General features: G+C 64.8%; 22 protein-coding genes. 3 read left to right on the top strand and 19 right to left on the bottom strand.

Going from position 1 to position 22419, the window contains the following annotated elements; translation table 11 throughout:
* Positions 1-5: 5 nt before the first annotated feature.
* From RHOSA_RS0109775 to RHOSA_RS0109740, 8 genes are all read right to left on the bottom strand, one after another.
* A complete protein-coding gene (locus tag RHOSA_RS0109775) occupies positions 6-1046 on the bottom strand; it encodes a 2-hydroxyacid dehydrogenase (protein ID WP_027288523.1) in 1041 nt (346 codons plus the stop codon).
* Positions 1043-2599 (bottom strand): FGGY-family carbohydrate kinase, encoded by a 1557-nt coding sequence (locus tag RHOSA_RS0109770; protein ID WP_027288522.1) that lies wholly within the window; start codon positions 2597-2599, stop codon positions 1043-1045. Before RHOSA_RS0109770 ends, RHOSA_RS0109775 begins: the two co-directional genes overlap by 4 nt.
* On the bottom strand, positions 2596-3723 hold the full coding sequence (locus RHOSA_RS0109765) for an ABC transporter ATP-binding protein (RefSeq protein ID WP_027288521.1): 1128 nt from the start codon (positions 3721-3723) through the stop codon (positions 2596-2598). The genes RHOSA_RS0109770 and RHOSA_RS0109765 overlap by 4 nt, the downstream gene beginning before the upstream one ends.
* The gene (locus RHOSA_RS0109760; protein ID WP_027288520.1) at positions 3720-4838 is read right to left on the bottom strand and encodes an ABC transporter ATP-binding protein; all 1119 of its coding nucleotides are present in this window, start codon (positions 4836-4838) and stop codon (positions 3720-3722) included. Before RHOSA_RS0109760 ends, RHOSA_RS0109765 begins: the two co-directional genes overlap by 4 nt.
* A 3-nt stretch (positions 4839-4841) precedes the next feature.
* Entirely contained in the window at positions 4842-5699 is an 858-nt protein-coding gene (locus RHOSA_RS0109755) for a carbohydrate ABC transporter permease (RefSeq protein WP_027288519.1), read from the bottom strand.
* Positions 5700-5703: 4 nt separating this feature from the next.
* Entirely contained in the window at positions 5704-6633 is a 930-nt protein-coding gene (locus RHOSA_RS0109750; RefSeq protein ID WP_027288518.1) for a carbohydrate ABC transporter permease, read from the bottom strand.
* Positions 6634-6767: 134 nt separating this feature from the next.
* A complete protein-coding gene (locus RHOSA_RS0109745; protein ID WP_027288517.1) occupies positions 6768-8210 on the bottom strand; it encodes an extracellular solute-binding protein in 1443 nt (480 codons plus the stop codon).
* Between the two features lie 41 nt (positions 8211-8251).
* Entirely contained in the window at positions 8252-9253 is a 1002-nt protein-coding gene (locus tag RHOSA_RS0109740) for a sugar-binding transcriptional regulator (RefSeq protein ID WP_200371928.1), read from the bottom strand.
* Between the two features lie 367 nt (positions 9254-9620).
* On the opposite strand from RHOSA_RS0109740, the gene RHOSA_RS0109735 reads away from it, so the two are divergent.
* Positions 9621-10013 (top strand): hypothetical protein, encoded by a 393-nt coding sequence (locus tag RHOSA_RS0109735; protein ID WP_027288515.1) that lies wholly within the window; start codon positions 9621-9623, stop codon positions 10011-10013.
* Positions 10014-10092: 79 nt separating this feature from the next.
* Here RHOSA_RS0109735 and RHOSA_RS0109730 read toward each other — a convergent pair whose 3' ends face one another.
* The 9 genes from RHOSA_RS0109730 to RHOSA_RS24215 all read right to left on the bottom strand — a co-directional run bounded on the left by RHOSA_RS0109730 (position 10093) and on the right by RHOSA_RS24215 (position 16714).
* On the bottom strand, positions 10093-10572 hold the full coding sequence (locus RHOSA_RS0109730) for a hypothetical protein (protein ID WP_027288514.1): 480 nt from the start codon (positions 10570-10572) through the stop codon (positions 10093-10095).
* A gap of 29 nt (positions 10573-10601) precedes the next feature.
* Positions 10602-11381: a DUF8581 family protein gene (locus RHOSA_RS0109725; RefSeq protein WP_027288513.1), complete on the bottom strand. Its 780-nt coding sequence runs from the start codon at positions 11379-11381 to the stop codon at positions 10602-10604.
* Between the two features lie 41 nt (positions 11382-11422).
* Positions 11423-11785: a hypothetical protein gene (locus tag RHOSA_RS0109720; RefSeq protein WP_027288512.1), complete on the bottom strand. Its 363-nt coding sequence runs from the start codon at positions 11783-11785 to the stop codon at positions 11423-11425.
* A gap of 52 nt (positions 11786-11837) precedes the next feature.
* The gene (locus RHOSA_RS0109715; protein ID WP_027288511.1) at positions 11838-12188 is read right to left on the bottom strand and encodes a hypothetical protein; all 351 of its coding nucleotides are present in this window, start codon (positions 12186-12188) and stop codon (positions 11838-11840) included.
* Between the two features lie 42 nt (positions 12189-12230).
* Positions 12231-13088 (bottom strand): hypothetical protein, encoded by an 858-nt coding sequence (locus tag RHOSA_RS0109710; RefSeq protein WP_156092652.1) that lies wholly within the window; start codon positions 13086-13088, stop codon positions 12231-12233.
* A 333-nt stretch (positions 13089-13421) separates the two neighbouring features.
* A complete protein-coding gene (locus RHOSA_RS0109705; protein ID WP_027288509.1) occupies positions 13422-13784 on the bottom strand; it encodes a hypothetical protein in 363 nt (120 codons plus the stop codon).
* A 66-nt stretch (positions 13785-13850) separates the two neighbouring features.
* On the bottom strand, positions 13851-14759 hold the full coding sequence (locus RHOSA_RS0109700) for a hypothetical protein (protein ID WP_027288508.1): 909 nt from the start codon (positions 14757-14759) through the stop codon (positions 13851-13853).
* Positions 14760-14823: 64 nt separating this feature from the next.
* A complete protein-coding gene (locus tag RHOSA_RS21680; protein WP_169816621.1) occupies positions 14824-15225 on the bottom strand; it encodes a response regulator transcription factor in 402 nt (133 codons plus the stop codon).
* A gap of 31 nt (positions 15226-15256) precedes the next feature.
* The gene (locus tag RHOSA_RS24215) at positions 15257-16714 is read right to left on the bottom strand and encodes a two-component system sensor histidine kinase NtrB (protein ID WP_027288507.1); all 1458 of its coding nucleotides are present in this window, start codon (positions 16712-16714) and stop codon (positions 15257-15259) included.
* Positions 16715-17917: 1203 nt separating this feature from the next.
* On the opposite strand from RHOSA_RS24215, the gene phaZ reads away from it, so the two are divergent.
* A complete protein-coding gene (gene phaZ / locus RHOSA_RS0109685) occupies positions 17918-19114 on the top strand; it encodes a polyhydroxyalkanoate depolymerase (protein ID WP_027288506.1) in 1197 nt (398 codons plus the stop codon).
* A 36-nt stretch (positions 19115-19150) separates the two neighbouring features.
* Here the strand turns inward: phaZ and RHOSA_RS21670 are convergent, their stop codons facing one another.
* The gene (locus RHOSA_RS21670; protein ID WP_051432006.1) at positions 19151-19801 is read right to left on the bottom strand and encodes an HD domain-containing protein; all 651 of its coding nucleotides are present in this window, start codon (positions 19799-19801) and stop codon (positions 19151-19153) included.
* Between the two features lie 17 nt (positions 19802-19818).
* The gene (locus RHOSA_RS0109675; RefSeq protein ID WP_027288505.1) at positions 19819-20367 is read right to left on the bottom strand and encodes a hydrolase; all 549 of its coding nucleotides are present in this window, start codon (positions 20365-20367) and stop codon (positions 19819-19821) included.
* 238 nt (positions 20368-20605) lie between these two features.
* Between RHOSA_RS0109675 and RHOSA_RS0109670 the strand changes: the two genes are divergently transcribed.
* The gene (locus RHOSA_RS0109670) at positions 20606-22378 is read left to right on the top strand and encodes a DEAD/DEAH box helicase (RefSeq protein ID WP_027288504.1); all 1773 of its coding nucleotides are present in this window, start codon (positions 20606-20608) and stop codon (positions 22376-22378) included.
* The last annotated feature ends 41 nt before the right edge of the window (positions 22379-22419 follow it).

Here is a 22419-nt window from a genome sequence, read left to right as displayed (position 1 = left end):
CTCGGTTAGCACGGGTTGCGCGGCGGCTCGCCGGCAAGGTGCCGGCGCACCTCCTCGGCTGCCATGCTGGCCGCGCGTTTAACGGTGGTCAGGGATGCCCCGGCGATGTGCGGGGTCAGGGTGACGTTGGGCAGCCGCAGCAGCGGCCAATCGGCCGGCGCGGGCTCGACCGCGAAGGTTTCCAGCATCGCGCCCCCCAGATGCCCACGTGCCAAGGCATCGTGCAGCGCGTCGTAGTCGACCATCGGCCCGCGCGCGGTGTTGACGAAGACCGCACCGGGCTTCATCGCGGCGAAAGCCGCGGCATCGATGAACCCGGTCGTTTCCTCGGTCACGCGCGCATGCAGCGTGACCACGTCGGACTCCGACAGCAGCCGCGCCCGGTCGACCAGTTCCACGCCATCTGCGACGTCGACCGGGTCCAACTGAACGTAGGGGTCGGCGACCAGAACCCGGGCCCCGAACGCGCGCAGCAGCCGGACGACCCGCGTGCCGATCGCGCCATAGCCGATCACCCCGACCGTCAGGGCCGACAGCTCCTCCCCGGTCGTGTCGGCGCGATACAGGTCACCACGCCAGGTGCCCGCGCGCAGCGCATCGTGACCACGCGTGATCTTGCGGGTTTCGGCCAGAATCGCACCGATCGTAAACTCTGCCACAGCGGAGGCGTTGCGGCCGGGGGCGTTGACCACCTTCACGCCGCGGGCCCGCGCGGCCGCCATATCGATGTTGACCGGCCCGCCGCGCGAGACCGCCACCAGCTCCAGACCGTTCAGACGGGCAAACATCTCCTGCGACAGGGGCGCCAGATGGGTGACCAGGATCGGGGCAGTACCGATGTGGTCGATCACCTGCTCGGGATCGCCCAGATACTCCTTCAGACCGCCCATCCCCGGCTCCGCGTAGCCGTGCTGCATCGGCGCGTCCGGCCACTCGAGGTCAAGGCCGCGGCATCGCACCGCGGTTCCGCATGCCTTGGTCAGGGCCTCGGCGAACAGTTCAGACAACATGAAGCGATCGCCGATGATCGCGACGTCCACGCTCATGACATGCTCCGCAGTTCGGCCATGCGCGGCCATACGGGGGCCAACGCCTGCCGGGTCTCGAGGTAGCCCTGGAACAAGGGCTCGTAGGTGCCAGCAAGCTGCGCATCGGGCATCTCGGGCGCGCCGAGATAAGGCGTCACCCAAGCCGCCGCGCAGGCCGACATGTCGGGATAGAGGCCCTGTTGCACGGCGGCGATCATGCAGGCGCCGGCCGCGCCGCTTTCCGCCCGATCGGCCACGCGCACCGGCCGGTCCAGCACCGCCGCCAGGATGGCCCGCATGGCCGCCGATCGCGCCGCCCCGCCGGTCAATCGGATTTCGGATGGGATCGGCCCCATCGCCACGTAGCAGTCGCGCGCCGACAGCGCGAGCCCCTCGTAAACGCTACGCATCAGATCGGCGAAACCGATGGTATGATCCAACCCGGTGAAGCTGGCCCGGGCGTGCGGATCGGTAAACGGGCCCCGCTCACCCGCGGTCGAGATGTAGGGGTGGAACAGGGCCGCCCCAGGCCGCGCGTTGATAACCTGGCCGTCGAGGGCGGTCAGCAACTCCTCCGGCTCCGGGGCCTTTTCTGCCAACGACAGGACCTCCGCGGCGAGGTCGCGCAGCCAGCAGATGTTCAGGGTCGCCGCCATGTTGGTCTGCATCTGCGCGCACGCCGTCCCGGGCAGCGCCATGGTATAGCCGCAGCGCCGCGCGTTCAGATGCACATCCTCGGCCGTCGCCGCAAAATCGATGTGCACGCCGGTCGAGCCAAGGATGGTCAGACCCGGTCGTGTCGTGGGTTCGTAGAGCCCGCCGCCGAGCGCCGCGCAGACCACATCGACATACCCCAGGACCACCGGTAGCCCCTGCGGTAGGCCGGTTTCCGCCGCCGCCGCGCCGGCCAGCGATGCCGACTGACATGTCCCGTCAACTATCGGCGGGAGAAGATGGCCCAGATCCGTCAGCTCCAGTGCCGCCAGCACATCGGGCGAATAATCGCGGGTCCGGAAATCGCCAAAGGTAAACACCCCCTCGCTCGGACAGGTCGCCCGCTCGCCGGTGAGGCGATAGTAGAGCCAGTCCTTGGGATGCAGGGCGGTCGCCGCACGCTGGACCTGATCCGGCATGTGCCGGCGCAACCACCGTAGCTGCGCCCGCATCTGACAGCCGTTCATCCCGGTGCCGGTCGTTCGGTAGACGGTCTCCGCACCCGGGCCCGTATCGACCGCCCGCGCTTCCCCGGCCGCACGCGCATCGAGCCAAAGCAACCCGTCATGCACCGGCTCACCGTCCCCATCGATCAGCCAGCAGCCGTCGCCCTGCCCCGTCACCGCAAGCACGGCAGCCCGCGCCGCCACTTCTGGCGCGTCGGCCAGCAGGTCCTGCAGCACGGCCACGACGTTGCGCCACGTGCGGTGCATGTCCTGTTCGGCCGCACCATCAGGGCCGATACGGTAATCGTTCGGCTGGCTGGCGACCGCGAGCTGCTGGCCGTCCGCGGTGAATGCGACCGCCTTGATCACGGACGTCCCGGCGTCGAGACCGATCAGGATCGGGCCGCTCATGCCTGACCCCCGCCGTGCATCAAGGCGGCCCCCGTCTCGGCATCGAACAGATGCAGGTCCTTGGCCTGGATCGTCACCGCGATCTCATCACCGTGGCTAACCGGCTGCCGGTCATGCTCGACCATCACCAGCGTGTCACCGGCGAAGTCGGCCACGATGTGCGACTGATCGCCCAGCCATTGGTTGGCAACCACACGCGCCGGTGCCCCGGCCCCGGTCAAGTGCACCGCGTGCGGCCGAACGCCCAACGTCACCCGATCGCAAGACGCGATGCGCGCATGCACCCCCGGGGCGAAATCGGCCTCGGCGTAACGCAGTTCCGTCCCGTCCTGAAGGCGCAACCGGACCTCGCCATCCGCCGCCGTGGCCCGCGCGGGCAGCACGTTCATCGGTGGCTCGCCGATGAACGTGCCGGTGAACAGGTTCGCGGGCTGATCCTTGAGCTCTGCCGGACTGGCGAACTGCTGCAGGCACCCGCCCTCCATCACCGCGATCCGGTCCGCGAGCGCATTGGCCTCGGTCTGGTCGTGGGTCACCAGGATCGCGGTCAGGCCGCGTTCCTTGATGAAGTGCTTGATCCGACCGCGCAGCAGCGCGCGCAACCGCGGTTCCAACTGGCCCATCGGTTCGTCCAGCAGGTGCAGGTCGGCATCGCGGATCAAAGCCCGTCCCAGGCTGGCGCGCTGCTGCTGACCGCCGGAGATCGCGGCCGGATAGCGATCCAGCACGTCGGACAGCTCCAGAATGTCCGCCACCTCCTCGACCCGGCGGCTCACCTCTTCGCGCTTGAAACGGCTGGACTTGAGCGCGAAGGCGATGTTCTCGCGTACCGTCAGCGGCGGATAGAGCGAATAGCCTTCGAATGCCATCGCGACGCCGCGCTTGGCCGGCGGCAGACGATGGATCGCGCGACCATTCAGCATGATCGTCCCGGCACTGACCTCCTCGAAGCCGGCGATCATGCGCAGGGTCGAGGTCTTGCCGCAGCCGGAAGACCCCAGCAGCGCCACGATCTCGCCCGCCGCGACCTCCATGTCGAGCGCCTGAACCGCGTGGACGGCGCGCGCGCTGCCGGGGTTGTAGACCTTGTCGACCTGCGCGATGGAAAGGATCGGATCGCTCATGCCGCCGCCCCCGCCTGCTGATCTGCCGCCGCACCGGGCGCGATCCGCTGACCGCTGTCGCGATCGAACAGGAGCGCGTGGGCCGTATCGATCGCGATGTGCGTGGCCGTGTCACTCGGGCCCTGCGTTTCGGAGGGGCGCGAGACGAGAATTTCCCGACCACGCTTGGTAACGGTCAGGGTGACCGCCTTCTCATTCAACGGGGTCTCCGCCTCGACCGTGACCGCGATGGCGCCGGGGTCGTCCGGCCCGACAAAGCGGATCGCCTCCGCCCGCATGCCGATCCGGCACTTCCGCCCAACGGCGTGGCGCAGGCCGGGATCGAGCGGCATGCGCCGATCGGACAAGCAAACGAACGGGCCGCGGTCGTCCAGTTCGGGCGTCACGTCCAACAGGTTGATGGTGGGGTCGCCGAATAGCTGGGCGGTTTCCACGTCCGCCGGGGTCAGATAGATGTCTTCCGGCTTGCCGACCTGCACGATCCGCCCGCCCGACAGCACCGCGATCCGGTCGCCGAGCGCCATCGCCTCCTTGTAGTCCTGCGTCACGTAGATCGCCGTCGCCTGCTGGCGCGCCAGGACCTGCGGCAGTTCCAGACGCATCTCGAAACGCAGCTTGGCATCGACGTTGCGCAGCGGATCGTCGAGCAGCAGCACGTCCGGCTCCCCCGCCAATGCACGGGCCAGCGCGGTACGCTGTTTCTGGCCGTTCGACAGGGCGCGCGGTGAATGGGTCAGCACGTGATCGATCTTCAGTAGCCGTGCGATCTTGTCGACGCCCTCGCTTAGCGCCGCGCCGGCCGTCCGCCGGGCCTTCAACGGGCTCGCGATGTTCTCGAACGCGCTCATGTGCGGGAACAGCGCGAAGTTCTGGAAGGCCATCCCGATACGCCGGTGCTCCGGTGCGACGTCGGCCATGTCGTGGCCGCCGATCAGCACGCGCCCGGCGTCCGGCTCGATCACGCCGGCGAGCAGGCGCAGCAGGATCGTCTTGCCGGCACCCGAGGGCCCGAACAGGGCCAGCGTTTCGCCGTCTTCCACGCTGAGCGAGACATCGTCGAGGACGACGGTGTCCTTGAAGCGCTTCGTGATCCGGTCGAGTTCGATGCTTGCCATGTCTCAGCCTTTCACGGCGCCGAGGGAGAGCCCCTCGACGAGATAGCGTTGTGCGTAGATCGCCAGGGCCAGCGTCGGCGCGATCGCGAGCACGATGGCCGCGGCGATCTGCCCGTACTGGATGCCGGAGGCGGTGACGAAGGCGAGCGCGCCGACCGTCACCGGCTGCTTGTCGGCGGAGGCGAGCACCAGCGCGAACACGAAGTTGTTCCAGGCGAAGATGAACGCGAGCAGGCCCGCGGCCGCGATTCCCGGTCCCGCCAACGGCAGGGCAATCTTGCGGAAGGTCGCCAGCCAACTGTGCCCGGAAATCCGGTAGGCGTGCTCGATGTCCGGGGAGATGTCCTCGAAGTAGCCCCGAACAATCCAGAGGATCAGCGGCAGGCAAATCAGTTGGTAGACCCAGATCAGGCCGATATAGGTGTCCGCCAGACCGATGTCTTGGAAGTAAAGCGACAGCGGCAGCACCACCAGAAGCGGCGGCGCGAAACGGAAGGACAGCAGCGTGAAGGCGATATCCTCGCTGCCGCGGAAACGGTGCCGGGCGAAGGCGTAGGCCGCCGGCACGCCCAGCAGCAAGGCGACCACGACCGAGCAGACCGACAGGATCGCGGAGTTGCCCAGGTTCTGCATGAATTCGATGTTCAGCGAGCCGGCCTGGGTGTCGAGCTGGCCCGTAATCAGGGCCGTGTAGTTCGATAGGGTCGGCGTGAACGCCAGGGTCGGTGGGTCGCTCAGGATCGTCGCGTTGGTCTGCACACTCATCAGCAGGATCCAGACGATCGGGAACATGAAGAACACGACGATCACGGTGAGCGCGGCGGCCCGCAGCAGGCGTTCCAGGATGCTTGTGTGTTCCATGGCCTCAGGTCTCCCCGCGCGCTTTCTCGCGCAGCCGTAGCCAGTTCTTGATGAAGCTGTTGGAGATCACGAACGTGATCGCCCAGAGGATCAGCAGCAGCGCTGCCGACCGGCCCACGTTCGTCGACTGGAAGAAGTTCAGGTACGCCTCGACCTGGAACACCGTCAGCGTGTCGCCGGGGCCGCCCTGGGTCATCGCGTAGAGGATGTCGAACTGCTGGATGGACTCCAGCATCCGGAACAGCGAGGCGGTCAGGATATAAGGCATCAGCATCGGCAGCGTGATGCGCCAGAACACGAAGGTGCGCGGCACTCCGTCCAGCGCCGCCGCCTCGAAAGGCTGGCGCGGCAGGCTACGCAACCCGGCAAGCAGCAGGATCATGATGAACGGCGTGTAGACCCACACGTCGACCAGCACGACGGTGAACAGCGCCGTGTCCGGCGACGACGCCCACTTGAAGTTCTCCAACCCGACCACCCCGGCGAAATAGCTCAGGACACCGAAGTTCGGGTTGGTCATCAGCTTCCACATCAACGCCGCCAGCGCCGGCGCGGTCATCAGCGGCAGCAGCAGCGTGATCGACAGGAAGTTGTTTAGCTTCGTGCGCTTTTGCAGCAAGAGCGCGATCCCGAGGCCGAGAACCAACTCGACCCCCACCGTCAGCACGGTATAGCTGAGCGAGACCTTCAAGGTGTTCCAGAAGGACGGATCGCTGAGCAGATTGAGATAGTTCTCGCCCCAGTTCATCTGCCGCGCCCACGGCTGGCTCAGCCGGTAGCGCTGCAGGGAATAGAACACCGAGGTGAAGAACGGGATCAGAATGCCGATGCACACCAGGAGCGCCGGCAAGCTGAGCAGATAGGGCAGCAGCTTCGGTCCGACGCGTCGGCGTCGACGCGGCGCAGCCGCAGCCTCTGGCGTAGTGACAGTCATAGGCGCACCCGTTGGCTAGCGTGCGCGGCCGACCTTGGCAGACATGCGAAAACAGGCTGGCGGCGCGGGACCGGGGACCAAACGCGGTCCGGTCCCGCGTACGCCTTTACGATGCCGGCCGGCCGTCTAAGCGGTCAGCCCAAGCCGGCGTCGGACAGCTGACGATTGATGCTGTCGGCCAGCTGGTCGAGGCCTTCGTCGACCGGCACCTGATCGGCCACCATTTTCTGCAGAGTGGCGGCCCACTGGGTGGTGACGTCGAAGAACAGCGGCTGCGGGGTGAAATAGATCTGCGCCCCGGGCGAAGATGCTTCGTACTGCTCGACGTAGCCCGGATAGGCGGAGGTCATCCGGTCGCGGAACTGCTCGTCCTGCCAGACGGACTGACGCACCGGGTTCACGAAGTCCTTCTCGCGCGCACCGAACAGGGCATGCTCAACCCCGCTCGCCCACTGCAGGAAGTACCAGGCCGCGTCCTTGTTGCGCGAGAACTCCGACATCGCCAGCGACCAGATCCACACGTTCGGCGTCGGGGCGTCGGCGTCCGGATTGGCGGCGAACGGGGCGTAGCCGAGGTTGCCGGCTTCCTTGTTGTCGCCGCCGTTCATGAAGAAGCCCAGAATGTCGGCGTCGAAGATCATCGCCGAGGCGCCGGCCCCAAGATCGGTCCCCACCTGATACCAGGTGTAGTTCGACCAGTTGGTCGGGCCGCTGTCCTGGATCATCTTGACCCACTTGCGATGGAACTCCTTGGACACCTCGGTGTTCATCGCCGCTTCCAGGCCACCGCCGTCCTTCACCTTCAGGTCGCGCTGCCCGAAGTTGGCGTAGCCGGACAGGAACCCCGGGTGGATGGTCGCCCAGGAGCGCGACCCACGCACGCCGATGCCATAGGCCCCGTCGATATCGCTATTCAGCTTCGCCGCCGTCTCGACCAGCCCGTCCAGGTCCTGCGGTGGAGTCACACCGGCCTGATCGAACATCCGGCGGTTGTACGACAGATTGTTGAGCTCGAAACCCCAGGGGATGCACCACTGCTTGGCGTTGTCCCCGCCCAGCGCCTCGCCCGGCCGGCCGCTCCAGGCGGTGGAAGCCCGCAGGCCCGGCAGCATGTCGTTCCAGTTGTACCCTGGCGCCGTCTTCTCGGAATCGCCGATCCACTCCTGTAGGTCGGTAACCCAGCCGGCGGGCCCGTAGGTCCAGGTCATATAGGCGCCGGTCATGAAGGCGTCGTAGGTCGATGAGCCGGACGCCAGCGCCGCCGTGACCTTGTCGAAATAGACGTCCTCCGGAAACACGTCGTATTCGACCTCGATGCCGGTCATATCCTTGAAGGATTGCAGATTGGCCAGCATCGCGTCGGTATAGGGGTGCTTGTTCAGCAGCAGCTTGATGCCGGTCCCCTTGTGCTTCTGCCAGTCGAAGTCAGCGGCCAGCGCCTTCGACGTGGCCATTCCGATCAGGGTATCGGCCGTAACGGCGGTAACGCCCATCGCCGCCAGACCCCGTAACAGGCTCCGCCGGCTCATCTGGCCGCGCATGAAGGCGTCGACCAGATCCTTCTCTTTCTCGTACATGATTCTCCTCCCACATTGTTTTATTTATCCTTTTTTCTTTTTTATTGGCCGGCAGGGTCATTTCTGGCGCCGACATCGTCGACGAGCCGACGTGCTGTCGCCTCGTCCGTGATCAATCCCGTAAAGACGCCGCTCAGCATCGCGGCATCGATCGCCTCCGTTTTGTTGCTGCCACCTGCGAGCGCATAGACCTCCCGGCCCCGCAGATCGTCGAGGTCGACCGCCATCACCCGCCCATCATAAGGGGTAGGGACTCGCGCCCCGTTGGCATCCAGGAACTGACCGAGCACTTCCGCGCGCGCCCCTTCGGCCTGCAGCTTGTCGAGCGGGGTATCGGGATCGAAGACGTTGGCCCGGGCAAGCGAGCCCGGCAGCTGGACCGAGCCGATGCCGACCACGCTCACCTGGACGCTTTCGATCGTCTTCATGATCTCGCGCAGGCCATCCTGCGCCATCATCACGCGCCGGTCGTCGGCCGAATTGGCAAACAGGGGGGCGGGCATCAAAAACGCCTCGGCGCCGGTCTTCTCGGCCAGCTTGTGAATGACGTCGAACGGGTTGGCGGCGAACTTGCGCGTCAGCCCGCCGAGCAGCGAGACAAAACGGGTCTCCCCGCCCTCGCACCCAGGCAGGTATTCAACCGCCGCCGCCAGCGTGGTGCCGTGGCCGATTCCAATCGCCTCGCCCGGATGTTGGGCGATCAGCCGCATCAGCAGCGAGGCGCCCGCCTGCCCCAACGCCCGCATCGGGGTCGGTGTCGTCTCCGCCAGGTCGGGGGCTACCGTGCAGTGCGCCAAGCCATAGCGGGCGCAAAGCCGGTCCTCCAACGCGATACAACTCGACACCGAGGCGTCGACGAACACGCGGATCAGCCCGTCCCGGGTCGCCCGGGCAATCATGCGGTGCGCACGCGTCGTGGAAATGCCGAAACGCTGGGCGATCACACTCTGCGTCAACCCGCCGGCGTAGTGCAGCCACGCCGCACGCGCCGCGAGATCAGCATCGCTGATCGAGTCCAAGCCGTTCGACATGTCATTCGCCACGGCAAACTCCTGCGCACATCCATGCGCAATTTTTTTGATCTCGCGCATTATTTTTCACTACAGCCCGCATACGAGTCAAGCCGACACGCCCAAAAACGGATCGATCGACAGACCAGTTGTGCGAAGCAGACGGCAAGACAGGTGATGCTGTGCGGTTTTGAGACCGGCGGGCTCGCCGCAGAACCTTCACGCCCAAATGTTCGGTCGCATTAAAATGCGCCCGTATGTTCGGAAGAGACCAAAAGGATAGATGCGCGGTCTCGCGCCTATGCCTTGGCGCGGTGCCCCTAACCCTCAAACAGCTACCCGATGAAGCGGTCTGCGGGCATTACTGTCGACATCGCAACGTCGTTCAAGGACCCCAACCATGGGCCAGCTCATCGCCATCGACTTCAATGCGGGTAAGGTCGTTCCGCAATTCGCCGCCCATCAAGACGCCGACCCGATGACCAACTTCACCCCGGCCGAGGTGGATCCGCAGGACGCGATGGTCGCCCCGTCGAACCACCCCTCACACCCAGTCACCGCTCACAGCGCCTACCACCGGGCTAACGTTTCGAACGCAATCGGTACGCCTGCCCAGACCCGACACGCCATGTCGACCCTGCTCACTGGCGCCGCCGATCTCGAGCAGGCAACCGTGCGTCTGCGCACGGACACGCAAAACCTCCACGCGGCGGTCGCAAAACTCAAAGAAACCCGTGATGATTTGATCAAGTTGCCAACGGAGATGCGCGCCCTGCTGGCAGCAGCGCTATAAGCGTGCTGGGCGCTTTACGGCTGTGGGCGGACGGCTTCCTCCAGCCGTCCGACGCGTCGTGACATCCCAACCCAAGGCATTACCATCGCGGTGCGCGCGTCAGCCGACGTACCAGCCAGTGCAGCAACGCACGCACCGCGAACGGTGCGATGGCGGCGGCCACACCGCCAACCACCAGGTTCCGTAGCCAGCCGAAGTCCCCCGCCCACAGGCCCGGCAGATCGTCCGAGAGCAGGAACGCCCCCACCCCGGCAATGAACGCGGCATAGGTAGCGGCCAGACGGATCGCCTTCGGCATCTCGCCCAAGCGGTCCACTTTCTGTTGAACGCGTTCGAAATGCGCGGCGACCAAGGCATCGTCGCGTGCCGCATCGGCACGGAAAGTGGTGACCACGTCGGCGTCCAGCGTTACCACCGTCCGGGCGTAGCGCACCGGCTGCCCGTCGCGCAGAAGCTCGGACTCGATGGTCAACCCACCTGCCAACAGCAGGTCGCGCACCAGCCAGATACCCGGCGTCTCGTCACGCTCGGCAAAGACCGCGCTACCCGCCTCGTCCATCGACCTGACCTCCGTGACGATGCGGCCGGCTAAGACCTCAAAACGGCCGTCAAACCGCGGCCGATCCCCTCGGCCAACGCGCGAACGGTCGCCACCAACTGGCTCCACATACCGATCGAACTGCCCACACCGCGGCGATGCAGGTCATGCAACCAATCGCTTTCGCGCCCTGCGTAGCTTTCCTGCACTCGGGTGACCACGTCCCCATCGAGTTGAATGACGCTTTGCATCGTCACGTACTCGCAACGCACCTCCCAGATCTTCCGGATCGTTGCCCGATCCTGCGGGCGCAGCACCATCTCCTGCAGCTTTCCACGCACCTGCAAGGCGTAAAGCTGTGCCCGGTCGGCATTCCAAAGCGGACAATTATCATCGACCAAGCCCACCAGATCGTCGAGCGCGGCCGCTTCCTGTCCGCGCGCCAGATCCAGTACGCCAGCGATCCGGAGCAGTACAAAGCACAGGTGGATGGAGCTGCGCCGGATCCGGTGGACAACACCCCGGTCAGCTGTCTCCAACGGCTTGGCAAGCGCGCCCTGCCGGTCGGCTTCAATCAGCTCCTGGGCGGCCTTGGCCAAAGTGTTGAAGGTGCGCGGGGCCGTCGTGATCGGTCCCGGTAGGCTGTCACACGGCACCCCACGTTTCCCCAGGAAGTCAGCGTAGGCCTGCGCAATGTCGAGCACGGCATGGAGCGTGGGGGGCATGCTGCGCGCCGTGATCTCCCGACAGACGATCGTGTTCGTCTCCAAGCTGAACACGTCGTACAACGTATCCCGCAGGCTATCGGCGAACAGCTTGCGTTCGCTCATCTGATCCGCTCCACCATTCGCACACGCATCGCCTGATCCGCCTACGTTTCTTTGGTCAGGGCGGCGTTGACCGAATTGCCGAGCCATTCGGCCAGCTCGCCCAACAACTCGACGTTGGACTGAACGATCTTCTGGGCGTTGGCGACCTGCTCGCTATGCAGGGCCTGCAGCGGGCTTGGCTGGTTGGGATCGTAAAAACTCCCATCGACGATCGTGCCGATGTCGCCCTGCAACAAATCGATGCGGGTGTGGATGCCCTTCACGTCCTGCGGCGACTGGGTCGTCACCTTGAAGGCCCCGTTTTCCGGAACGGTGACCATGAAGTCCCCCACTACCGTGGTGATCTGCAAGCTGGTTGCGGCCTTCAGCCCTTTCGCCAACTGGTCGATTATCGTGTCTGCCATCGTGCATCCCCCATGACTGCCGTTGCGCCCTATGAGGCAGGCCAACGTTCCCTTAGAACAGCACCACCTGAACGGCCTGCGTGATCGTGTCCCGCACGGCATCCAGAATCTTCCTGATCGCAACCTGTACTTCCGTGATCACCAGCTCGGTCGCCGCCGCGATGGTCTGAGTGGCCGCGGTCACGCACATCTGCACCAGCACCTGAGCCCCCGCGACCGTGTAGTAAGGCGGCTCGACGGTCAGGCCGGCGGCCACGTCGACGATCGCGGTCGCGATCTGTTTCAGCTGCAACAGGACGACGTTCTTCACCGTAGCCCACACGCCATCGCGCAGCTCGTTGAACGCCCCGACAGCTGCTTGAGCAATCGGATCGAACACCTCCTCGAAGGTGAGTTCGGACATCGACCGGCACCTCCCGGGCCACCGCACCGTGTTGCGACCGGACTACAGCAGCCCGGCCGCCGCCTTCTGCTGCTTGACGGCCTGCACCTTGAGCACGTTCTGGATGGTCACGTTCATCAGAATAACCGGGGCCTGCGCCCGTGCGGGTACGCCGATCGCGCCCTGCGCCTGGTGAAAGCGCTCGAAATCGGTGAACTGCTGATCGAGTTTGGCGACCACGATGGTCGAACAGCCGCCTTCGGGCGCCGACACCTGCGATACCGCCATGGCGTTCGCGACGCCCTGCAATCGGGCGCGCTTCGCTGTCCATGCCGCGCGCTTGGCACGCAGGGTCTCGATCTGGCTGGGCGTCAGGGTTCCGGGGGGTTGGTTCAGCTCTGCCGACAGCGCATCGAGCCTGGCCGCGACCCGGCTCAGCGCAACCTCGATCAGCTCCGCAAGGTCGCCGCCTGCCCCCAGCGCCTGTCCACCGAGCGCCCCGGAGGTTTGCGCCAGATCCGCGAACGCCTCCGCCGTGGCGCCGGACAAAGGGCAGGCATCCGCTGGGTCGGTCGCGACCGCGCGATTACGCAGATGCGCAAGCTCCCCGCGCCACGTGTCGTAAAAGTCCTGGTGGCTTGCGTATGCGCCGGCTGGCGTCCCGGCGGTGCGATTCAGCTTGATGACGAACGTCTGAAAGGCCCTGTCGAACTTTGTTGCCGTGTCCTGAATGATCGGGTCGTAGGGCGCCGCGGGCGGCACCGCGCCGCAAGCCGCGAACGCAAGCCCGATGGCGATGAACAGGCCGGCGAACCGAACACGCACGCCACCCTCCCTGTCTCCGTCTCCCCCTGGCGCGGGCTGTCGCCCGTTCTTTATTGCAATCTTGCGGACCGGCTCCCGACCTGCCGATCCGACCAAATTTCAGGAGAACCTGACCGTTAAGCCTAACCCGCTTATAAATGAAACGGCAAGCAACCATTTATTATTAGAGCACAATACGACGCTTTTTGACCAAAGATCTGCTTGAAATGAAATGAATACCTAATACGGGTTACATCCCTTTCGGGATAACAAGCAGCAACCCAAACGCTACTCAACCAGCTGTGCACGTCCGATCGGCTCGAGACATGCCCGCATTGATCCCAGGACAGCTGACCACGGCCGCCGCCCGCACGCTCCCACACCGTCGGTCCCATACCGCCAGCGCGGCGCCCCCAGACATATGCGGGAGCGGTAGATCGACATCGTCGCCTAAAGCAACTGCGCAAGCAGGTGCCGCAGCTCATCCCGGTTCAGCGACGCGGTAATGTCCGCTCCGTGCCCGGTGGTTTCATGGGCACCTGCGGCGGCGGCCCGTTCGAGCAGGTCGGTCGGAACCGGGGCGACATATTGCTGGCCGTCCCGACCGCCCGGGGTCGGATGCCCAGCGGACTCGACGATCGCCGCGAGCAGCTGGCGCAGCATATCGTTCTCGGCCTCCAGTCGGGCGAGCGCATCGCTATTCGCCACGGGCAAGGCACTGCACACATCCGCCTGCTGCGTGAAGCGCGATGGCACTTCACAACGGGTGTCTGGGGCCACAGCCTGCGCCTTCCCCTCGGCATCACTCATCATACCATCCCTCATCCTCGTGCCCGGAAACTGAGTCCTGACACGATCCTGTTTGCCATCATCCGGGCCTTAGCGATCATTCGACGCGCAGGCGCACGACGTCCCCCACCAAGACCCGCCAACCATATCCGTGACGTCCGAATTTCCCTGCCGAGCCCAGAGCAGTCCGACAAAGCTCTGCAAGATGCCCCAGGTGCTGTAATAGGGACGCATCTGAAGGCGAACGCTTGTCGGCTGCCGGTTGTCCTCGGCCATCGCGAGCGTGACCGCAACGGCCCGCCGTTGCTCCAACGCATCCCGCAGCCTTCCGATCTCCGCCCCCGGTGTCCGGGCGGAATCGGCCAGGCTGTAGAGCGACCGGCCGATGAGCGTATGCGGCAGCAGCCCCGTGATATCTCGGATCCCGGCGGAAATGTAGGTGACCGGATAGGTGTCCCGATAAGCACTGAGCCGCAAGGCCGCCGTGGGCACGCCGGCGGCGGTCTGCTTGCGTGCCAGTTCGAGCGCCATCAGTTGATCGTCGATCGGATCGCTGGACAACGAGTCGTCCAGGCCCTCGGGGGCAAGGATGCTGTTCTGCTGCAAGTGGCCAGTCGCCACTTCCCCCGCCGCCAGCATCGGCTGGTCGAACAGCCGCTCCAGGATCCAGGCCACATGCTCGACGGCATCGGTGGTCGTCAAGATGGCCGCTGCGAAGTCCAGATCTGGCGCCCCCGGCGCCTGCAACTGGCCGGGGTCAACGAAAACGACCACGATCAGGTTGTCGCTGATCCGGGTCAGCACTTCCGAGAATCCTATCGGCGCCTGGCGCAGGCCCTCGGGACTGATCAGCAGGACCTTCGCATAGTCGGCATCAAGCTTCCGGAACAGGTTGTCGGAACTGCGCACGGTATGCACCGCGCGGCCGCGCCGCGCAGCAATTTCCCGCACCTTCTCACCGAAACAGAAGGGTTTCGGCGCATACAGCAGGTACGACATGGGACTGACGCTCCAATCCTCAGAAGGAGTTATGGACATTGCAGGTTCCAGAAAGACGCGTCGGCTAGCGAAGCTGCGCGGTCACCGCCGGCGCAGCCCCCCGCTTCATCAAGTAATCCACCGCTGCCAGCAATTCGTCGCTGTCAACGGGCTTGGCCAGCGTGACGTCGGCTTTGAGCGCACGAGCCATCTCGAGAAGATCCGGCCCACGCATCGACCCGCCACCGGACAGCACGACCACCGGCAGTTCCGGCTTGTGCCCGTGCAGTTGCTTCAACACCTCGAACCCATCGCGTTCGGGCATCAGCAGGTCGGTGACAACGATGTCGACATCGCGATGCGCGATCTCTTCCAGGCCGATGTCGCCATTTTCAGCTGGGACGACGGTGTGCCCCACGCTTTCCAAAGCGTCGCTCAACGCATCGCGCACGACGCGGTGGTCTTCGATCAACAATATATTCGCCACGGTTCGACTCCCTCGCCAAGACAGTGGTGGTTTATCGCCCGTCGGCATCGGCAACAGGGAAGTACAGGTCGAAGCGGGTGCCACGGTCCTGCTCGGAACGCACGCGGACCTGCCCGCCACGCCCGGTCACGAGTCCGTGCACGATGGACAGGCCAAGACCCGTCCCGCGACCGACTTCCTTGGTCGTAAAGAAGGGGTCGAAAATACGCCCCTGGTGTTCTGCAGAAATACCGCAGCCCTGATCCTCGACGCTGAGGCGTACATACTCCCCCGGCGCCAAGGACTCGCGCTCGGCCACGCCCTGGTCGATACTCACATGCGCGACCCCAATCGTGAGAATGCCGCCGGACGGCATGGCGTGGCGCGCATTACTCGTTAAGTTATCGAGGATCTGCTCAAGCTCCCCGGTATCGCTCTCGACCGCGGGAACGTCCGGGTCGATAGAAGTGCGGATGCAGATCGTGTCGGGCATCTCGTCCCGGATTTCCTCGACCTCCCGCATTGTGGCGGCTGCCAGACTGATGAGCGTGCCTTCCACCGGAGACTTCCGCGCGAACGCCAGGACGTTGCGCACCACGTTGCGCGCCTTGCGGGCGTTCGTCTCGATCTGGCGCATCCACTGCGCGAGCTTGGGCGTATCGGGATTTCTTGCCGCCAGCTGGGCGTAGGTCATCACCGGCTGCAACCGGTTGTTGATGTCGTGCGCCAATCCGCCGGCTAAGTTCCCCATCGCATCCAGCTTGGCGCGTCGCAGCACTTCGTCCTGACGCTGCTGAACGCCGGTCACGTCGCGCACGGTCATCAGCAGCGTACGCGTCCCGTTGCCGGCGCGATGGATCTTGCGCGCGCTGATCTGCAAGTCCCGGGGGCCACGGTCGGGCAAACTGGCGCTGCATTCATAATCCAGCACCTCCCCTTCCGCGGGCACAACGCTCGCCAGCTTGGACAACAGCGCCCGTTGATCCCACAGGCCATTGTGAATAAACGCCAGCGGATTGCCGACGACGTCTGCCTCCTCGACCTGGAAAGCCGAGAGATAAGCCTGGCTGGCTCTTAGCACCGTGAGCTTGTCGTCGAGCACAAGCAGCATGTCGTCAATCGTGTCGAAAACGCCGACCAGCAGGTTATGCTCGCGCTCCGTCCGGCGCTTTTCCCAGATGTACCACCCCGCGTCTTCGGCCATCACAGCCGTGACCTGACGACCGCCGAGGCTGACGTCGCAGCGCCTCAGGAAGACCTCCACCACGGTACCGTCGCGTTGGACGAGCTGGGCAAACTCCCGGCCCCGACGATGCACCTCGCGCAGCAGGTTGCTCGGCGGACTGACAAGCTCCGCTCGCTGAATGGCACATCCATCCGTAACGTGGCGGCCAAGATCGATCTGCTGCGCGGCAGTGTTCTCAGATAACACACGACCATCTGGCCCCGTTATAACGAGCGGCACCGGCAGCCCATCCAATAATTCCTGCTCGTCAATCCGGGTTTCCAAGACGCCTCTCCAATCTCGTACTATATGTATCAATGATCTCCCCCCTGCATAAAAGGTCAACCCCTCATGCTTCCGGTCATAATTTGGTTAATATTTAATTCCTCATGAGAGATATATAAATAAACTCAAAACACAGTGGACTGACCAGTGACACTCGCATGCGCGCTCAGCGGCAAACGGCGAAGAAGTTACAACTCGCAACCTTGTCGCAGGATAAAAAATTCAAACGCCACTCATCCGCCGAACCACGACCCGGCGATGACAAAAAACACATCTACTCGCCAATTAGGCGTACACGAAAAACGTTTAGTGCCCCAAAAGGCTTAGACACAATGGTTGTGTACAACCAAGAGCCCATCCTCAGTGAGAAATTTTGCTAAAATTTTTTTTAAATTCTGCCGCAGAGCTTTAGATTAACCGAAACGACATTAGCCTTTCTTGCTCTCTCACTGACCTGGCGCGCGCACGCTTTGCTTACCTCCTACACTTTCCTGCTACGACCGCGGGTCAAGTATCGCCATGAGGTTGGTAAGCGGACCTGCCGCAGACGAACGGCGCGCGCGTTCCGCTCACCGGTACGCACCAGCAGACAGCGCCTACGATTTGGCGCGATGGCCGAAGCACAGCGTCTGTCATCCCGCAGCGCGCCAGCTGTTGCGGCGGCTGTCGCGCGCGGTGGACCCGGCTCGGGCTGCTTTAAAATTTTATTAGAGTTTGATCTTCAACCTACCCTCGAACGACACGCACATCTGAGGCAATCAGATCATGCGTCGTGAAGGAGACCGGAATGGCCCGAACACGGAATCGCCTCCGTTTTCCGACCCCGCCCAACATAGGGATCGTCGCTGATGAAACGGGGCCGGCTTTAAGGGTCGGCGCTTTCCGAGCTCGATCGGGCTCTCGTTCGGCAGCGCACAATGGGTGACGTGGAATTCGGCGCATGCTATGCGAGTCTTCCTTGTGGCCCTACGCTAATGCGTGCGGCCTTGGGGCGGCGCGCCGGGCCAGCCGGTCGTGGCCGTTCCGTCGCTGTGCACCTGCGAACGTGCAATGCGTCGCAATTGGGTCGAACGGCGATGCCTTGAGCCCTAATCAACGCGTCGCACTGCTCCATTCGCAAGCGGTGCGATCTCGCGGTCCCGGAACGGTTTCTCCGCCACCTGCAACGACCGGGACTGCCTGCACGAAGAAAGGTGCGGCTCGATGATCTACACCCTGCACCACATGCGCCAACGCATGCTGGAGCCTCTCAACCTCGCCGCCGAAACCGGCCAAATGATGCTGCAGCCGGCCGCAAACTTCTTCGCGCCGGCGCGCTTCGCGCAGGCCTCGTTGGAGATGGTGGGCCGGGTCACCCGAACCTACGCCAAGCCGGACTTCGGTCTGGATATCGAGGAAACGGTCGTCGACGAGAAGCCGTTCTGCCAGCTGCTGCACTTCGCCAACCGCTACGGCAGGACCGATGGGCGCAAGATCCTGCTGGTGGCTCCTTTGTCCGGGCACCACGCCACGCTACTGCGCGACACGGTCGACGCGTTCATCGAAGAGGACGAAGTGCTGATCACCGACTGGACCTGTGCCAGTCAGGTACCGCTCAGCCAGGGCAGCTTCGGCCTCGACGAATACACCGCCTACCTGATGGATTTCCTGCGCCAGACGCACGAACTGGCCGGCGAGCAGGGCTTCCACACCGTCGCGGTGTGTCAGCCCACCGTGCCGCTGCTGGCGGCCGTGTCGCTGATCGCGCAACAGGGCCTGCCGCACCAGCCGCGTAGCATGACCCTGATGAGCGGACCGATCGATCCCGCGGCCGCCCCGACCGAAGTGACCGAGCTTGCCGGGCGCCATTCCATGGAGTGGTTCGAACGTAACGTCATCCACAAGGTCCCGTTCTCGCACCCCGGCGCCGGTCGCGGCGTCTACCCCGGCTATCTGCAGCTCGCGGGGTTCATGGCGATGAACCCGGACCGTCACCTGGAACAGCATGCCAACCTGTTCTACGACCGGTTACGTGGCGACCATGCCTCGGCCCAGCGTCTGACCGACTTCTACGACGAGTACCTGTCGGTGCTGGACATGGACAGCGCATTCTATCTCGAAACGATCGACCGCGTGTTTAAGCGCCGCGAACTCGCGTGCGGCAACATGACCTGGCACGATCAACCGGTCGACCCGTCCTACGTAACCGAGACCGCGACCCTGACGGTCGAGGGCGGCCGCGACGACATCTCCGCCCCCGGCCAGACGGTAGCCGCCCTCGACCTGCTGCGCGGCCTGCCGGACTCCAAAAAGGCACACCATCTAGAAGAAGGCGCCGGCCACTACGGCTCTTTCGCCGGCAAGCGCTTCCACAACTCGATCCTGCCGCGCATTCGCAGCTTCATGGACGAACACGCGTAAAGGCGGCCCGGCACAGGCGGCCAGCCGCGCCCCAGATCAGTAGCCGCCCTGAGCGTCCTCCGCGAGTTCGCTCAGCACCGCGCGGTCGCCAACCGCCCGACGACGGGTCGCCCAGGCGTCCGCGTCTTGCGGGCCGGCGCACGCCCGCCGGGCGGTTTCAACCACATCCAGGAAGGTGGCCAGCGCCGGCCCCGGCAGGTCCGGCAACTCGGCGACCACAGCGACCCCCCAACGCACGTAGGCCAACTTGCGTGCCGCGTCCCATCCCCGGGGCGGCGACATCGCAACCGAGCGTAGATTGCTGGTCTTATCGGCAATCTTGATCAAAGTCGCCTGCGGGCTCTTCTCTGGGGCTTCCTGGACCTGCAAGCGCCGACGCTCCGCCCGCGGCGTGCGCGGCGGATCGGTCAGCTCGCCGACCAGCTCGGCCACCGTATCGCCGAAAGCCGCGCGAATCTCCGCGTCGACCACCGCACAATCCTCGATGCAGTCGTGCAGCCAAGCAGCGGCCACCGTGGCATCACTGCCGCCGAATGCGCGCGTCAGGCTCGCAACCTCGGCCAGGTGCACGACATAGGGTTCCCCTGCTGCGCCCTTGCGGGTCTGGCCGGCGTGGGCCTGCATGGCGAAAGCTTCGGCGCGCGCGATCAGATCGCGCGCTGGCGTCTCAACTTGAGAGTCGGTCATGGCTCGATCAGATAAGACTATTTGATCAGCGGCGCCAGTCGGCGGAAGGCATCGGTACCCGCCCGTTCCAACCACTCGAACACCACCATCTCGCTGGTCGCGATCTGACAGCCCAGGTCGCGCAGCCGATCCAACCCGGCGATGCGGTCATTCTCGCGGCGCGAGCCCACGGCATCGGCCACCAAGGTCGTCGCATAGCCCGCCGCCTGCAACTCGGCGGCGGTCTGCAGCACGCAGACGTGCGTCTCAGCGCCGCAGACGACCGCTTGTCGGCGCCCAGCCGCACGCGCTTCCAGCGCCTCGCGAAACGCCGGCTCACGCATCGCCGAGAAGGTCATCTTCTCGACCACCGCGCCTTCCGGCAAATAGTCCGCAACCTCCGGCACCGTAGGCCCCAGCCCCTTTGGATACTGTTCGCTGGCGACGACCGGAACCTGCAGCTGGCCCGCGGCGCGCAACAGGAACTGCACCCGGGCCTGCACGTGATCCGGGTCGCTCAGAACCGGAACCAACCGCGCCTGCATATCAACGACCACGAGCAGTCCGTCGCGGGCACTTAAAAGCATTGTCACTCCAATCCGAACGGGAAAGAACCGTTCGGGATCAACGAACGGCAAGCAAGTTCTGCAATGCTAGGGCACAACACGCCCCCGGCCAAGGCCATCACGGTCCTGGAACGCGCGGCACTGCTAGCCTTTCGATTGACAGTACGGCTTGATTTCCGATACACAGCGGCCACCTGAAAGGCGGATCAAGCACACGGGCAATCGTGCCCGGTTCCATCCGGTTTAAAGAAAAATCTGCATGAGTTTTAAAGACCTCGGTCTTAGTTCCGAAGTTCTCGACGCCCTGTCCGACAGCGGCTACTCGAGCCCGACGCCAATCCAAGAAAAGGCCATCCCCTACGTCCTGATGGGCCGCGACGTTCTGGGCTGCGCCCAGACGGGCACCGGCAAGACCGCCGGTTTCGTGCTGCCCATGATCGACATTCTGGCGGAAGGCCGTGCCAAGGCGCGCATGCCGCGCTCGCTGATCCTGGCACCGACGCGCGAACTGGCTGCCCAGGTGGGCGAGAGTTTTGAGCGCTACGGCAAGTACCACAAGCTGTCCAAGGCGCTGCTGATCGGCGGCTCCTCGATGAGCGAGCAGGAAGCGAAGCTCGACCGCGGCGTCGATGTCCTGATCGCCACCCCGGGCCGCCTGCTCGACCTGTTCGAGCGCGGCAAGATCCTGTTGGCCGACGTCAAGATCCTGGTGATCGATGAGGCCGACCGGATGCTCGACATGGGCTTCATCCCGGATGTCGAGAAGATCGTGGGCCGCCTGCCCAAGATTCGGCAGACGCTGTTCTTCTCCGCCACGATGCCCAAGGAGATCCGGCGACTGGCCGATCAGTTTCTGATGAATCCGAAGGAAGTTTCGGTGGCCCCGCCCGCCTCCCCGGCGGAGACGGTGACGCAGGGGCTGCTCCGCATCCCCGGTCACGACAAGCGCAAGGCCCTGAACGCGCTGCTGGATCAGGAGGACGTGCAGAGCGCGCTGGTGTTCTGCAACCGCAAGCGCGACGTGAGCGCGCTCAACAAGGCGCTGCAGAAGCGCGACCTCGCCTCCGCTGAGTTGCATGGGGACATGGCGCAATCCTCGCGCATGGAGACGTTGGAGAAGTTCAAGAACGGCGAGATCGCCATTCTGGTCTGCTCCGACGTGGCCGCGCGCGGGCTGGACATGCCCAAGGTTTCCCACGTCTTCAACTACGACGTCCCGAACCACGCGGAGGACTACGTCCACCGGATCGGCCGCACCGGTCGGGCGGGACGCTCCGGCAAGGCGTTCATGCTGGCCACCCCGGCCGACGGCAAGTCGCTGGCTGCGATCGAACGGGCAATGAAACGTGCCATCCCGACGGTCGACGTACCGCAGGTTCGTATCCTGAAGCCGGAAGAGGTCGAGGGCGAGCTCCCGGTGCCCGAGGAGACGTCGGCCGATAGCAGCGAGTCCCCAGCCGCCGAAGCGGACCAGAACGCTGGGCAACAGGACGGCGGACAGCAGCAGGACAGCGGCAAGAGCAAGAACGGCAAGCGTCGGCGCCGTGGCGGGCGCAGCAAGTCCCGCAAGACCGCCGATCAAGCCGCCCCGCAAGATGCCGAGGCGCAGCCGTCGACGGCCGAAACGGACAGTGCGCAGGGCGACCCCGAGTCACCAGCGCAACCGGCTGCCGCGAACGACGACGCGCAACCGGAAACCGTCGAAAGTGCCGACACCCAACAGTCGCCCGAGGCCGCCCCGGCCGATGGCGGCAAAAGCAAGGGGCGCAGCCGTAGCAAGCGCGGCGGACGGAAGACCAAACAGGCCGACAAGCCGGTCGCCGCGAATGCTGACGCGCCTGAGAGCACAGGCGAGGCGCAGCAGACGGCGCCTGCAAAGACGGACGACAAGAACGGCCAACAGAAGGGTGGCGGCAAGGACAAGCGGGGCGAACGGACCGATCAAGCGTCCAACGGCCGGCAGTCCAAGCCGTTTGGCGACCACACGCCGGCCTTCCTGCTGAAACCCGTGCCACAGCGCGCCACCGCCTAATCGCGGAGATCCAACGGATTGGCGGTGTCAACTATCCTCTT

Source organism: Rhodovibrio salinarum DSM 9154, from assembly GCF_000515255.1.
Taxonomy (GTDB): Bacteria; Pseudomonadota; Alphaproteobacteria; order Kiloniellales; family Rhodovibrionaceae; genus Rhodovibrio; species Rhodovibrio salinarum.
Note: the sequence above shows the minus strand (reverse complement) of the source record. Positions and strands in the feature narration are given on the sequence as shown.